Raw genomic sequence first — 13,145 nt, 5'->3', positions numbered from 1 at the left:
CGGGTAGTTTAGTGGCCAGTTCTTTATCAGTCAGTGCATGAGAGAAACGGGATAACCTGTTCAATGACCGTTGGTTATGACTGCGACCAGAATGCACTGGCTGAACGAATAAATGAGATCCTGAAAAATGAGTTTTACTCTCGAGTCCTACAAACCTGACGTAGCCCCAGGAAATGGTAAAAAAATCCGTGGCAATTTATAACCATGAGCGACCACACCTGGCACTGAAATACAAAACGCCCGATGGAGTTCATCAGGCGTTTTACAGACAGAAAACTGTCAACTTAAAGCAGGTGATTATTTGGTCACATCAGCACCAAACCATTTTTCGGAAAGGGCTTGTAGGGTGCCGTCTTTTTGCATTTCTGCAATGGCATCGTTAACCGCTTTCAGCAGGTCTTCGTTACCTTTGCGCAGCGCCACACCTGACTCCTGGCGGGAGAAGGCTTCGCCGGTTACTGCCAGCGTATCATTGGTTTTTTTCACCAGATCCAGCGCAGCCAGACGATCAACCAGGATGGCATCAATACGACCTACACGCAGATCCTGATATTTGGTCGGATCATCATCATAGGTACGCACATCAACACCCTGAACATTCTGCCGCAGCCACTCTTCGTAGTTAGTCCCCAGACCAACGCCAACTTTTTTACCTTTCAAATCGTCGGCGGTTTTAATGGTGCCTTCATTGCCTTTTTTCACCAGCGCCTGAATACCGGAAATGGTGTACGGGGTAGAGAAATCGTATTTTTTCTTACGTTCATCAGAGATGGTGACCTGATTAATCACCACATCAATGCGCTTAGAATCCAGTGACGCCAGCATACCGTCCCACTTTGTCGGTTTTAATGCGGCTTCCACGCCCAGATGTTTTGCCAGTTGTTGCGCAAATTCCACTTCAAAACCGGTCAATTTACCGTCATCGCCCTGAAAGCTAAACGGCGGGTAAGTCCCTTCCAGTCCCACCAGCAAAGTGCCCCGCTCTTTCACTTTATTGAGCAGACCTTCATCGGCAAAACTTTTCACGCTCATACCCGCAACCAGCGCCACAGCCATAACCCCCATCAGCGCCTGACGTCCCAGATGTACTAATTTCATATTCACCCCGAATGTTGTTATGTTGGTTTGCAGTGTAGAGCCATTGTTCGAAGACACAAAAACAACTCTGCTACATCTTATTCTTATTTAATATATATCAGAAGCTGACAGGCTGGGGGATTTCTGCGTAAGGTCACCACGGGTTTGCATCTGGTAGCACTGGTACTTACGTAATGCGATGCGATAATTATTGGTGCTGGTGGTGGGCAGCCAGGGAGCCAGGTTTTCATCAAGAAAACCATCCTGAAGCAGGTCGGAGGAAATATCGTGTTCGCTTAAATAATTTCCCAAACGACGTAGGCGTACCACATATTCGCGCACGGTGCCGGGGCTCATTTCAGTATGATCAAAGAGAAACTGTTTAAAGCCGATAATATCAAAAAAATCACTCTGGGTTTTGCAATGTAAATCGCCGCAGAAACGGCATAATGCCGCCCATGATTTTTGTTCTTCATACCAGCCATTTTCATCAAGCAGTGTATCAAGGCGAGATATCGCGATTTTATTCACTATCTTGCCATCGCGAACGAGAGTAATGCGATCGAGTAATTTACGGCAATATGCGCAATGAGTCTGGCTATGTTTAAAGTCTTTAAGATAGCGACTCAATGGCCGCCTTTTCTGGTGCTGCACCATTATTAAGAACTCCTGGTATTCAAAATTAATGTGCGGCATTTACCTAAGTTATAACTTACCCAGTTTGGTGCGTAACCGTTTAATAGCCTGGCTATGTAACTGACTGACCCGAGATTCACCGACTTCCAGCACTGCGCCAATCTCTTTGAGATTAAGCTCTTCCTGGTAATAGAGCGTTAATACCAACTGTTCGCGCTCCGGTAACATTTCGATGGCTTCCATCACCCGCTGACGCAAATTACCGTCCAGTAATTGCTGTAATGGGTTATCCCGCTGATGATCGTCAGTAACCAGTTCAATGCTATCACCGTGCTCTTCGCGCCACTCATCATAAGAGAAAAGTTGGCTGTTATTCGTATCAAGCAACATTTGTCGATAGTCGGCGATTTCAATCCCTAAACGTTCTGCCACTTCAGTTTCTGTGGCATTGCGGCCAAGTTCCTGCTCCAGTTGCCCTATTGCCTGTGCCACTTCACGTGCATTGCGTCGCACGCTGCGCGGCACCCAGTCACGGCTGCGAAGTTCATCCAGCATAGCACCACGGATACGCTGCACTGCGTAAGTTGTAAATGCCGTTCCTTGCAGGGCATCATAACGTTCAACAGCATTAAGTAATCCAATGCCGCCTGCCTGTAGCAGATCGTCAAGTTCTACACTCGCGGGCAGTCGAACCTGCAGGCGCAATGCTTCGTGACGCACCAGCGGGATATAACGCTGCCACAGCGAATGTTTATCCATTACACCTTCAGCGGTATAGAGTGATTTCACGATAAACAGCCCTGCGTTATATAAATAATCGGCATAATTATCCGTTTCTGCAGGTTTTTTAATCGGACGATTAATGGGTGAAATAAGGGGTTATTTGGGGTAATCGGTAAATAACGAGCAGAATAACCCCGCCGGAGCGGGGTTAAGATAGCTGACAAGGTCCGCCTCATCTTGCCGGATGCGGCGTGAACGCCTTATTCGGCCTACGCGAATATGCAAATTTATTAATTGCGATTCACCTTGTAGGCAGATAAGCGCAGCGCATCAGGCAATTTGGCGTTTGCTGTCATTATATTACGACGATTAGCCCTGCAGCAGAGACAGAACTTGTTGCGGCACCTGGTTAGCTTTAGACAACACGGAGTTACCCGCCTGTTGGATGATCTGCGCTTTCGACATGTTAGACACTTCGGTCGCATAGTCGGCGTCCTGAATACGGGACTGCGCTTCAGACAGGTTGGTTGTGGTGTTGTTCAGGTTAGTGACCGCAGAATCCAGACGGTTTTGAACGGCACCGAGGGAGGAGCGGAATTTGTCGACAGAAGCAATCGCTTTGTCCAGCAGCGCCAGCGGATCAGCAGAAGAAGCCCCTGAGAACTGTGCGGTCGGAGTTGCTGTAGATAATTCAACAACAACCTTGTTCCCTGTGGCTGTTGCTGCAGTGTCGTCATCAAGCGCCGTTGCAACCGTTGTAGCGTAGTTTTTACCCTGGAATGTTACATATCCCGCAGCCGCGCCTTCAGAGTCAGCGGCAACTTTAATCAGTTGATCTTTCTGAGTAGCAGCAGTCGTTAGTCCATTATCGGTGTCTTTGTATTCGACATCGGCTTTATTCAACGTGACTTTACCGTTTGCATGGTTAATCGACGCGGAGTAGAAATCACTGCCGGATTGAACGACGAACTGTGCAGTGGCAGCCCCTTTCGCATCCAGTGTATTGTGTAACGTCAGGCTAGAAACATCGACTGTTTTACCTGTCGCAGTAGTCAGATCTTTCGCAACAGCAGTGAAATCAACACCAACGGGTTCCGTTCCTGCATCACCCGTAATTTGAGTAATAGAACTGCTAACATTCAGCGACTGACCCGAAACGGAGAAACCATTCAACCCTAATGTTGAAGAATCAATTTTCTGCAAATCGATAGAGATGGTCTGCCCATCATTCGCGCCAACCTGAATCTTCATCGAACCGTCTTTCGCCAGCACGTTCACGCCGTTGAACTGGGTCTGACCGGAAACGCGGTCAATCTCATCCAGACGGGATTTGATTTCGTCCTGAATAGAAGACAGGTCAGAATCAGAGTTAGTGCCGGTCGTCGCCTGAACGGTCAACTCACGCACACGTTGCAGGTTGTTGTTGATTTCAGACAGTGCGCCTTCTGCGGTCTGCGCCAGAGAAATACCATCGTTGGCGTTACGCGCGGCCTGAGTCAGACCTTTAATGTTAGAGGTGAAGCGGTTAGCAATCGCCTGACCTGCGGCGTCATCTTTCGCGCTGTTAATACGCAGACCAGAAGAGAGGCGCTCGATAGAAGTCGACAACGCAGACTGATTTTTGTTGATGTTGTTCTGAGTGATCAGCGAGAGGCTGTTGGTGTTAATGACTTGTGCCATAATTTTTATTCCTGTTTTTTAGCTCTACGGTTTAAGTATCGGGCTTCCACCCTTCGGCTTCGTCGCCGTCAACCCTGTTATCGTCTGGTCTCTCACAACCTTTAGAATTTTTTTCTAGCGGTCGAAATACTCCCCTTCCTCGTTGCTGTTCGTGTCATTAAGCCAAAAAATAAATCGTAAACTTTGCCCCGCTTACGCCGATAACCCCGGTATTCGTTCTACATGTCGCATGATTAAGGAATCAATATGGCTAGTATTTCAACGCTTGGGGTTGGGTCGGGGCTGGACTTAAGCAACATCCTCGACAGTCTGGAGGCGGCAGAAAAATCTACCCTGACGCCGATATCAAAACAGCAAAGCTCTTACACCGCGAAACTGAGCGCCTACGGGACGCTGAAAAGCGCACTGGAGAGTTTCCAGACCGCCAACACAGCACTGAATAAAGCCGATTTATTTACCGCCACCTCAACCACCAGCAGTTCATCGGCTTTCAGCGCCACTACCACGGGTAGCGCGATTGCCGGGAAATACACCATTAGCGTCAGCCAACTGGCGCAGGCTCAGACGCTGACCACCAAAAATAGTCAAAAAGACAGTAAAGCCGCCATCGCCACCAGCGATAGCGTACTGACCATCCAGCAAGGCGGCGGTAAAGATCCGGTCACGATTGATATCAGCGCGGCCAACTCGTCACTTTCCGGTATTCGCGATGCCATTAACAACGCCAAAGCTGGCGTCAGCGCCAGTATCATCAATGTGGGTAACGGCGAGTATCGTCTGTCCATCACCGCTAACGATACGGGCAGCGATAACGCGATGAAACTTAGCGTCAGCGGCGACAGCGCCCTGGAAAGTTTTATGGGTTACAACGGAACTTCAGGTGATAGCAGCAATGGCATGATTGAAAGCGTCACCGCGCAAAACGCCAAACTGACGGTCAATAACGTTGAGATTGAAAACAGCAGTAACACTATCAGTGACGCGCTGGAAGATATCACCCTCAACCTGAATGACGTCACCACCGGTAATCAGACACTGACCATCAGTAAAGACACATCCAAAGCTGAAAATGCGATTAAAGCGTGGGTGGATGCCTATAACACATTGCAGGATACGTTCAGCAGCTTAACCAAATACACCGCAGTCGATGCCGGCGCAGAAAGTCAGGACTCCAGCAATGGCGCATTACTCGGCGACTCCACACTGCGTACCATCCAGACGCAGCTTAAAACCTTGCTCGCCAATACCCACAGCAGTTCAAACTATAAAACGCTGGCACAGATTGGCATTACCAGCGATGCCAGTACCGGCAAGCTGGAAATCGCGACCGACAAGCTGCAAACGGCGCTGAAGAAAGATGCCGCTGGCGTCGGTGAAATGTTTATTGGTGACGGTAAAAGTACTGGAGTAACCACCGGCATTAGCAGCAACCTGACCAGTTGGCTCTCCTCCTCCGGGATAATCCAGGCCGCAAAAGATGGCGTCAGCAAAACGCTGAACAATTTGACTGATCAGTACAACGCAGCCAGTGAACGTATCGATACCTTAATGGCGCGCTATAAAGCCCAGTTCACCCAATTAGATGTGTTAATGAACTCGCTGAACTCCACCAGTAGCTATCTGACACAGCAGTTCGACACCTCAAATAGCAGCTCGAAATAATCTTCAGGAGAAACTATGTACAGCGCAAAAGGCACCCAGGCCTATGCCCAAATTGGCGTCGAAAGCGCCGTAATGAGCGCCAGCCAACAACAACTGGTCACCATGCTGTTTGACGGCGTGTTGAGCGCACTGGTAAGAGCGCGCCTGTTTATGCAGGACAACAATCAGGAAGGAAAAGGCGTCTCTTTGTCGAAAGCGATCAGCATTATTGATAACGGGCTGAGGATCGGTCTTGACGAAGAAAGCCAGGACGAATTAACCCAGAATTTGATAGCCCTGTATAGCTATATGATCAGGCGTTTGCTGCAAGCCAATTTACGCAACGATGTCTCCGCAGTTGAAGAAGTGGAAACGTTGATGCGTAACCTTGCCGATGCCTGGAAAGAGTCTTTACTCTCCCCTTCTTTGATTCAGGATCCTGTCTGATGAACCACGCACCGCACTTGTATTTTGCCTGGCAACAACTCGTCGAAAAAAGCCAACTCATGTTACGCCTGGCGACAGAAGGACGATGGGATGAACTCATCGCCAGCGAAATGGAATATGTCAATGCGGTGCAAAAGATCGCACACCTAACGGAAGAAACGGAACCCTCTGCCATGATACAGGAGCAACTCAGACCGCTGCTGCGCCTCGTTCTGGAAAACGAAAACAAAGTAAAACAGTTATTGCAGATTCGGATGGATGAACTGGCGAAACTGGTCGGTCAGTCATCAATGCAAAAATCTGTGTTAAGCGCCTACGGTGATCAGGGGGGCTACGTGCTGGCACCGCAGGAAAACCTCTTTTGAGTTCAGGCAACGCTTAAAGAGATGGTGGCTCGCGAATAATCCGATTACGGCTACGCTTCTAATGTTCCCCTTGAGTGGAGTCGAAGAATGCGTAATCCCACGCTGTTGCAATGTTTTCACTGGTATTACCCGGAAGGCGGCAAGCTCTGGCCTGAACTGGCCGAGCGCGCCGACGGTTTTAATGATATTGGTATCAATATGATCTGGCTGCCACCAGCCTATAAAGGCGCATCGGGCGGGTATTCGGTCGGCTACGACTCTTACGATTTATTTGATTTAGGCGAGTTTGATCAAAAAGGCAGCATCCCCACCAAATATGGCGATAAAGCACAACTGCTGGCCGCCATTGACGCACTCAAACGCAATGACATTGCGGTACTGCTGGACGTGGTTGTCAACCACAAAATGGGCGCAGATGAAAAAGAAGCCATTCGCGTACAGCGCGTCAATGCTGACGATCGCACGCAAATTGATGATGAAATCATTGAGTGCGAAGGCTGGACGCGTTACACCTTTCCTGCTCGCGCCGGGCAATACTCGCAGTTTATCTGGGATTTCAAATGTTTTAGCGGTATCGACCATATCGAAAACCCAAACGAAGACGGTATATTTAAAATCGTCAACGACTACACCGGCGAAGGCTGGAACGACCAGGTTGATGATGAGCTTGGTAATTTTGACTATCTGATGGGCGAAAATATCGACTTTCGTAACCATGCCGTTACGGAAGAGCTCAAATACTGGGCGCGCTGGGTGATGGAGCAAACGCAATGCGATGGTTTTCGTCTCGACGCAGTAAAACATATTCCGGCCTGGTTTTATAAAGAGTGGATCGAACACGTGCAGGAAGTCGCACCAAAGCCGCTATTTATTGTGGCGGAATACTGGTCGCGCGAAGTTGATAAGCTGCAAACGTATATTGATCAAGTTGAAGGCAAAACCATGCTGTTTGATGCGCCGCTACAGATGAAATTCCACGAAGCATCACGCATGGGGCGCGACTACGACATGACGCAGATATTCACCGGTACGCTGGTGGAAGCCGATCCTTTCCATGCTGTTACGCTGGTCGCCAATCACGACACCCAACCGTTACAAGCCCTCGAAGCGCCGGTTGAACCGTGGTTTAAACCGCTGGCTTATGCCCTTATTTTGCTGCGGGAAAATGGCGTCCCTTCCGTGTTCTACCCTGATTTGTACGGTGCCCATTACGAAGATGTCGGCGGTGACGGGCAAACTTATCCCATAGATATGCCGATAATCGAACAGCTTGATGAGTTGATTCTCGCCCGCCAGCGTTTCGCCCACGGTGTACAGACGTTATTTTTCGACCATCCGAACTGTATTGCGTTTAGTCGCAGCGGTACTGACGAATATCCTGGCTGCGTGGTGGTCATGTCAAACGGCGACGATGGCGAAAAAACCATTAATCTGGGAGAGAATTACGGCAATAAAACCTGGCGCGACTTTCTGGGTAATCGACAAGAGAGCGTAGTAACCGATGAAAATGGCGAAGCGACCTTCTTTTGCAACGGCGGTAGCGTCAGTGTGTGGGTTATCGAAGAGGTGATTTAAATTCATCCCCGGTGGCAAGCCGGGGAGATTTCATTACGGCAGTGGCGTCGGCAACGGCGCTTTTTCCAGTACGGCAGCACATTCAGCCGTCGGACGATTCACGCGTTCCATCGTCATGCCGTCATATTCGATAGTGTTACCATCACGTTCAATTTCATATAGCTCACGTTTGACAGTAACGTTAGTGAGATCATCCGATATCAGCGTCAACTTACCCGGTAAAGCAATCACCCGCTGCCACTGACGACAATCCAGCGTATCCCCCTCTTTAGTAACAATCAGGCTACCTATCGCTTCAGGGCTGACCAGAGCACGCTGCGGCCCTTTGGTCTGCCAGTAACCCGCCAGCCAGTCTGGCGCGGGCGCTTTCACAACATTGTTATAATTTTCAACTTCGGCACAGCCAGCCAGCAGCATAAGTGCGCCTGCAATTGCGAGTTTTTTCATCATTCATCCTGCATGAGAAGAAAAGAGGATTGTGGCATTAATGCCTTGATGCTGCCAGCCTTTCCAGGCCCAAGGTGAAATTTGATCTAACCATTATTTTTGTGAATTATTACCACGCAAATAAATTCTCCTGGTGTATGATTCGCGACTCTTGTTTAAACCTTCTGAGTTCAGAGGCTACATACATGTCATGGCAGCAATTCAAGCAAGCCTGGTTGATTAAATTCTGGGCCCCCATCCCCGCAGTCATCGCGGCGGGTATTCTCTCCACTTATTATTTTGGCATCACCGGCACCTTTTGGGCAGTGACGGGTGAATTTACCCGCTGGGGCGGTCAGCTCCTGCAACTGTTTGGCGTCCATGCTGAGGAGTGGGGTTATTTTAAAATAATCCATCTGGAAGGATCGCCATTAACCCGCATCGACGGGATGATGATTTTGGGTATGTTTGGCGGCTGTTTTGCCGCTGCTCTGTGGGCCAACAACGTTAAATTACGTATGCCGCGCAGCCGTATCCGCATTATGCAGGCCATTATTGGCGGCATTATCGCCGGTTTCGGCGCGCGTCTGGCGATGGGCTGTAACCTGGCCGCGTTCTTCACCGGTATTCCGCAATTCTCGCTGCACGCCTGGTTCTTTGCCATCGCCACCGCCATCGGTTCATGGTTTGGTGCGCGCTTTACCCTACTGCCGATGTTCCGCATCCCGGTAAAAATGCAGAAAGTCTCTGCCGCATCACCGCTAACACAAAAACCGGATCAGGCACGGCGTCGCTTCCGCCTCGGTATGCTGGTATTTTTCGGAATGCTGGGCTGGGCGCTGCTGACAGCAATGAACCAACCGAAGCTGGGGCTGGCGATGCTGTTTGGCGTCGGCTTTGGCTTACTGATTGAACGCGCGCAAATCTGTTTTACCTCGGCGTTCCGCGATATGTGGATCACCGGACGAACCCATATGGCGAAAGCGATCATTATCGGTATGGCGGTGAGTGCCATCGGTATTTTCAGTTATGTACAGTTAGGCGTAGAACCGAAAATCATGTGGGCGGGTCCGAACGCTGTCATTGGTGGGTTACTGTTTGGTTTTGGTATTGTTCTGGCAGGCGGCTGTGAAACTGGCTGGATGTACCGCGCGGTGGAAGGCCAGGTGCACTACTGGTGGGTTGGACTGGGCAACATTATCGGCTCGACGATTCTGGCTTATTACTGGGATGATTTCGCCCCGGCGCTGGCAACCGACTGGGACAAAATCAACCTGCTGAAAACCTTTGGCCCAATGGGCGGCCTGCTGGTGACATATTTACTGCTGTTCGCTGCGTTAATGTTGGTTATCGGCTGGGAGAAACGCTTCTTCCGCCGTGCGGCGCCGCAAACTGCTAAGGAGATCGCATGAAAAATATCGTTCCTGATTACCGTCTTGATATGGTGGGCGAACCCTGCCCTTATCCGGCGGTCGCTACTCTTGAGGCGATGCCGCAGTTAAAGAAAGGTGAGATCCTCGAAGTGGTCAGCGATTGCCCGCAGTCAATTAACAATATTCCGCTGGATGCACGTAATCACGGCTATACCGTACTGGATATCCAGCAAGATGGGCCGACCATTCGTTATTTGATTCAAAAGTAATCTTTTCTCCCGCTGTTTCAGGCAGCGGGAGTGTCTATAGTACGCGATATATCAGACAAATATTCTCAAGGATTTATGGCAATCCTGAAATGAATTAGTGATGAAGCATCTCATCCACAATTTCTTTCGTCTGTAACTGATAAGGATAATAAGTTGGCCAGTTGTCCATCTCTTCAAGTAATTGCTGTTGTGACGTATTCCCCATAAATATATGGAAATGAGAGGATTTTCGGGGGGCAATTATATGATCGCTAAACTGCACAAACTTAGGTGCTTTACTGGCTGGTTCCTGGCACTCAAACAGATAACGAACCCCTTTCTTTCCTGATTTATATGTCAATATCTTAAATCCACTATAATTATATTTACAGGAAGTCACCTCCTCTCCTCTGTGGAACTCCATAACACCATTTTCGATACCGATTGTGTCAATATCCGTCGCATATCCTTGCTGATAGTAGGACTTAATATCCGCAAATGATTTACCCGGATCTTTTTCTGCTTTCATTTTAAAAACAGGATCAAGGTCACCACTTTGAAGCAAGGGATATATCGATTGCCAAACACCATCCCAGTCAGTAAGTTTTCTATCTTTCACGTTATTATCATCAAAAATACCCTCTGCTGCTTTTTGTTCTATTTCTGTCAGTGGTGCCCCATGTGAATGATGCCCATGAGCAAGTGCATAGTTGCCAGTCAATAGTAACCCCAGCGCAAAAGCCAATTTATTAACAACCATCATCCAGCTTATCCTCCCGCTTCAACATTCGCCAAATGTTATAACATAACATTTGGCGAATGCAATACTGAAGAACGAATAGCAAAACCTAACCAGACACACGCATCATAACCCTATATTTAGTACGTCTTTATCACCAGCATTAAGTCATCGGATCTGATTGAAGGAATAACACCAATCATGCAAACTACAAACTCTCACAACTAACAAGAGATTATTCCCCCTGATGGATCAGGTTGCTATTTTCCAAAAGATGTTTGAGCAAGTGAGAACGGAGCTAAACTTTTCCTGGTTTTACACAGAGTTAAAACGTCATCATATTGCGCATTACATTTACTATCTTGCTACAGATAACATTAGGATCGTCACACACGATGACAAGGTGTTGTTAATAAGAGGAAGCAGAAACCTATTAAAAGTCAGTGCCACTAAGAACCCTGAGCAAGTAATAAAAGCAGCCCGGACTCACATTTCCAGAAAGTCTACTTTTCGGGAATATTGTATAACGCTCGCGAATGCGGGTGTCTTCCGGTGGGTTACTGACGTTAATGATAATAAACGTCGTTACTATTCTATCGATAATACACTCTTATATATTGAAGATGTTGAGAACAATAAACCCTTAATTTAGATGTATTAGCTCATCGCAGATCTGACAGTTATCCGTTATTTGTACAGGTATCTGTCAGATTATCTCTTCCCTGACACCACTCACGCTCCATAGCAACGTTCAGGCGGGAGGCTCATGGAAAACACCTGGCAAAAATTGTTATATTATAACAACAATAGTTTTACCATGACTGAGGAGAACACACATGAAAATCAATGGTGTAAGTAAAGCCATTTTTCTTTTTGCACTGCTAACCTCAACGGCCTCTGCCGCTGGCAAGGACGTTAATGTTGAGTTCAGGAAGGGTCATAGTAGTGCGCAGTACTCAGGAGAGATAAAGGGATACGATTACGACACATATAACTTCTATGCCAAAAAAGGCCAGAAGGTGCACGTCAGTATCTCCAATGAGGGTGCTGATATTGTCCTCTTTGGGCCCGGAATCAGCGATTCGGTTGATCTCTCCAGATACTCTCCCGAACTTGATGACAATGGTCAGTACATCCTTCCCGCTTCCGGTAAATATGAGCTAAGAGTGCTTCAAACCCGCAATGACGCTCGTAAAAACAAGGCTAAAAAATACAGCGTCAACATACAGATTAAGTAAACAGAGACCGACGGGGCTATCCCCGTCATTACTTTCCTGTACCTGAAAATGACTGTCAGTAACAGACAGGAGCTGGCTGTGACACGGTTTCCCCACATCACACCTACTGGCGCGAGCGACAAACCCACGCCCTGTTTACGCGTTAAATACTTGCTGCTTTAACCGTCTGAATGGCGTGGGGATATATCGGTAAGTGTTACCTAAAAATACGATTAATTTTATGGTTTAAACCTTTTTTAGTTATTAGTAAGATACATGCGCTTCCAAAAAAGCTGGGAAATTCAACAACTCTTGGAAAATTTTTGGCCTTGTCCCGCGGCTCCAATCCGACAGCCGCGTTTCTTTTCACTGTTTAATCCATCGCTAACTTACAAACTTTACCTTCAGGCTTTCAAACGCGGAATACAAAAGATCGGCTGCACGGGAGAAAAGAGTCTGGATTGTATCCAGTGCAAAGCGTTGTGGATGGCAGAAAACAATCAGGAGCAGGTATCTATTTTAAATAAGAAATTGAGTGAGTTTGCCCCATCCATGCCCCACGCTGTGGGATCGGATGTCATTAAACATGCATAGTCAACAGGTTATAAAACCTACACCTGCATGGACATCACTTCCTGGTACGCTGCCACCAGCTTATTACGCACCTGAATCCCCATTTGCATCGAAACCGACGCTTTTTGCATATCGGCCATCACATCGTTTAGCGCCACGCCGGGTTCGCCGAGGGTGAATTTTTCTGCCTGCGTGCGGGCGGCGGTTTGCGTATCGCTTATGCGATCGAGAGCGGCATGAAGCTGTCCGGCAAAACTGATAGTGGATTGCGACAGCGGCTCCTGGGCACGCGCACTCATTGCCGTGGCCTGTAACTGGCTGATAACCCCTTCGATCCCTTGTATAGCTGACATACTCATCTCCCAAATAGTTTCTGGTAGCAGAGCCTATCAGCAAGTCAATAAGATAAAGGCGTTAAATAACGA

Annotated in this window: 15 protein-coding genes and 1 pseudogene; 9 read left to right on the top strand and 7 right to left on the bottom strand. The window is 48.2% G+C overall.

All coding sequences use genetic code 11. The features are described 5' to 3' along the window. Positions 1-21 precede the first annotated feature (21 nt). Positions 22-263 (top strand): annotated as a pseudogene (locus HEN21_RS18025) (integrase core domain-containing protein); the annotation flags it as partial. Between the two features lie 34 nt (positions 264-297). Here HEN21_RS18025 and tcyJ read toward each other — a convergent pair. From tcyJ to HEN21_RS18005, 4 genes are all read right to left on the bottom strand, one after another. Then, positions 298-1,098 carry a cystine ABC transporter substrate-binding protein gene (gene tcyJ, locus HEN21_RS18020; protein ID WP_000779810.1) on the bottom strand — a complete coding sequence of 267 codons (801 nt, stop codon included), beginning with the start codon at positions 1,096-1,098 and terminating at the stop codon, positions 298-300. A gap of 87 nt (positions 1,099-1,185) precedes the next feature. After that, positions 1,186-1,737, bottom strand: a complete 552-nt coding sequence (gene fliZ / locus HEN21_RS18015; RefSeq protein ID WP_024192242.1) for a flagella biosynthesis regulatory protein FliZ — start codon at positions 1,735-1,737, stop codon at positions 1,186-1,188. 45 nt (positions 1,738-1,782) lie between these two features. Continuing rightward, entirely contained in the window at positions 1,783-2,502 is a 720-nt protein-coding gene (gene fliA, locus HEN21_RS18010) for an RNA polymerase sigma factor FliA (protein WP_000839543.1), read from the bottom strand. A gap of 303 nt (positions 2,503-2,805) precedes the next feature. Further along, entirely contained in the window at positions 2,806-4,116 is a 1,311-nt protein-coding gene (locus HEN21_RS18005; RefSeq protein WP_000079762.1) for a FliC/FljB family flagellin, read from the bottom strand. 246 nt (positions 4,117-4,362) lie between these two features. On the opposite strand from HEN21_RS18005, the gene fliD reads away from it, so the two are divergent. The 4 genes from fliD (at position 4,363) to amyA (ending at position 8,144) form a co-directional block, all read left to right on the top strand. Continuing rightward, the gene (fliD, locus tag HEN21_RS18000; RefSeq protein ID WP_176252125.1) at positions 4,363-5,778 is read left to right on the top strand and encodes a flagellar filament capping protein FliD; all 1,416 of its coding nucleotides are present in this window, start codon (positions 4,363-4,365) and stop codon (positions 5,776-5,778) included. 15 nt (positions 5,779-5,793) lie between these two features. Beyond that, positions 5,794-6,204, top strand: a complete 411-nt coding sequence (gene fliS, locus HEN21_RS17995; RefSeq protein ID WP_000286600.1) for a flagellar export chaperone FliS — start codon at positions 5,794-5,796, stop codon at positions 6,202-6,204. Further along, on the top strand, positions 6,204-6,569 hold the full coding sequence (fliT, locus tag HEN21_RS17990) for a flagella biosynthesis regulatory protein FliT (RefSeq protein WP_001015043.1): 366 nt from the start codon (positions 6,204-6,206) through the stop codon (positions 6,567-6,569). Before fliS ends, fliT begins: the two co-directional genes overlap by 1 nt. Before the next feature lie 87 nt (positions 6,570-6,656). Beyond that, positions 6,657-8,144, top strand: coding sequence for an alpha-amylase (gene amyA, locus HEN21_RS17985; protein WP_176252126.1), 1,488 nt, complete (start codon positions 6,657-6,659; stop codon positions 8,142-8,144). A 33-nt stretch (positions 8,145-8,177) separates the two neighbouring features. Here the strand turns inward: amyA and yedD are convergent, their stop codons facing one another. After that, entirely contained in the window at positions 8,178-8,591 is a 414-nt protein-coding gene (yedD, locus tag HEN21_RS17980; RefSeq protein ID WP_105286037.1) for a lipoprotein YedD, read from the bottom strand. A gap of 185 nt (positions 8,592-8,776) precedes the next feature. Between yedD and yedE the strand changes: the two genes are divergently transcribed. Beyond that, entirely contained in the window at positions 8,777-9,982 is a 1,206-nt protein-coding gene (yedE, locus tag HEN21_RS17975) for a selenium metabolism membrane protein YedE/FdhT (protein WP_176252127.1), read from the top strand. Further along, positions 9,979-10,212 carry a sulfurtransferase-like selenium metabolism protein YedF gene (gene yedF, locus HEN21_RS17970; RefSeq protein ID WP_000790504.1) on the top strand — a complete coding sequence of 78 codons (234 nt, stop codon included), beginning with the start codon at positions 9,979-9,981 and terminating at the stop codon, positions 10,210-10,212. The genes yedE and yedF overlap by 4 nt, the downstream gene beginning before the upstream one ends. Before the next feature lie 94 nt (positions 10,213-10,306). On the opposite strand, the gene zinT is transcribed toward yedF, so the two are convergent. Beyond that, positions 10,307-10,954 carry a metal-binding protein ZinT gene (gene zinT, locus HEN21_RS17965; protein ID WP_016158454.1) on the bottom strand — a complete coding sequence of 216 codons (648 nt, stop codon included), beginning with the start codon at positions 10,952-10,954 and terminating at the stop codon, positions 10,307-10,309. 223 nt (positions 10,955-11,177) lie between these two features. Between zinT and HEN21_RS17960 the strand changes: the two genes are divergently transcribed. Together HEN21_RS17960 and pliG are read left to right on the top strand one after the other, a co-directional pair. Further along, the gene (locus HEN21_RS17960) at positions 11,178-11,582 is read left to right on the top strand and encodes a DUF1398 family protein (protein WP_000373062.1); all 405 of its coding nucleotides are present in this window, start codon (positions 11,178-11,180) and stop codon (positions 11,580-11,582) included. A gap of 184 nt (positions 11,583-11,766) precedes the next feature. Further along, complete coding sequence (gene pliG, locus HEN21_RS17955; protein WP_000700155.1) at positions 11,767-12,168, top strand: g-type lysoyme inhibitor PliG; 402 nt, start codon at positions 11,767-11,769, stop codon at positions 12,166-12,168. 590 nt (positions 12,169-12,758) lie between these two features. On the opposite strand, the gene fliE is transcribed toward pliG, so the two are convergent. After that, positions 12,759-13,073, bottom strand: coding sequence for a flagellar hook-basal body complex protein FliE (fliE, locus tag HEN21_RS17950; protein WP_024257392.1), 315 nt, complete (start codon positions 13,071-13,073; stop codon positions 12,759-12,761). Positions 13,074-13,145 lie beyond the last annotated feature (72 nt).

It is taken from the genome of Escherichia sp. 93.1518 (genome assembly GCF_013368915.2).
GTDB classification, from domain to species: Bacteria; Pseudomonadota; Gammaproteobacteria; order Enterobacterales; family Enterobacteriaceae; genus Escherichia; species Escherichia ruysiae.
This window is presented reverse-complemented; position numbering and strand designations above follow the sequence as displayed.

Bases quoted from the DNA above. Each gene is read 5' to 3' on its own strand.
- yedD (WP_105286037.1), bottom strand. From the start codon at position 8,591: ATGAAAAAACTCGCAATTGCAGGCGCACTTATGCTGCTGGCTGGCTGT.
- zinT (WP_016158454.1), bottom strand. From the start codon at position 10,954: ATGATGGTTGTTAATAAATTGGCTTTTGCGCTGGGGTTACTATTGACT.
- yedE (WP_176252127.1), top strand. From the start codon at position 8,777: ATGTCATGGCAGCAATTCAAGCAAGCCTGGTTGATTAAATTCTGGGCC.
- yedF (WP_000790504.1), top strand. From the start codon at position 9,979: ATGAAAAATATCGTTCCTGATTACCGTCTTGATATGGTGGGCGAACCC.
- HEN21_RS18005 (WP_000079762.1), bottom strand. From the start codon at position 4,116: ATGGCACAAGTCATTAACACCAACAGCCTCTCGCTGATCACTCAGAAC.
- fliT (WP_001015043.1), top strand. From the start codon at position 6,204: ATGAACCACGCACCGCACTTGTATTTTGCCTGGCAACAACTCGTCGAA.
- fliS (WP_000286600.1), top strand. From the start codon at position 5,794: ATGTACAGCGCAAAAGGCACCCAGGCCTATGCCCAAATTGGCGTCGAA.
- HEN21_RS17960 (WP_000373062.1), top strand. From the start codon at position 11,178: ATGGATCAGGTTGCTATTTTCCAAAAGATGTTTGAGCAAGTGAGAACG.
- fliE (WP_024257392.1), bottom strand. From the start codon at position 13,073: ATGTCAGCTATACAAGGGATCGAAGGGGTTATCAGCCAGTTACAGGCC.
- amyA (WP_176252126.1), top strand. From the start codon at position 6,657: ATGCGTAATCCCACGCTGTTGCAATGTTTTCACTGGTATTACCCGGAA.
- pliG (WP_000700155.1), top strand. From the start codon at position 11,767: ATGAAAATCAATGGTGTAAGTAAAGCCATTTTTCTTTTTGCACTGCTA.
- fliD (WP_176252125.1), top strand. From the start codon at position 4,363: ATGGCTAGTATTTCAACGCTTGGGGTTGGGTCGGGGCTGGACTTAAGC.
- tcyJ (WP_000779810.1), bottom strand. From the start codon at position 1,098: ATGAAATTAGTACATCTGGGACGTCAGGCGCTGATGGGGGTTATGGCT.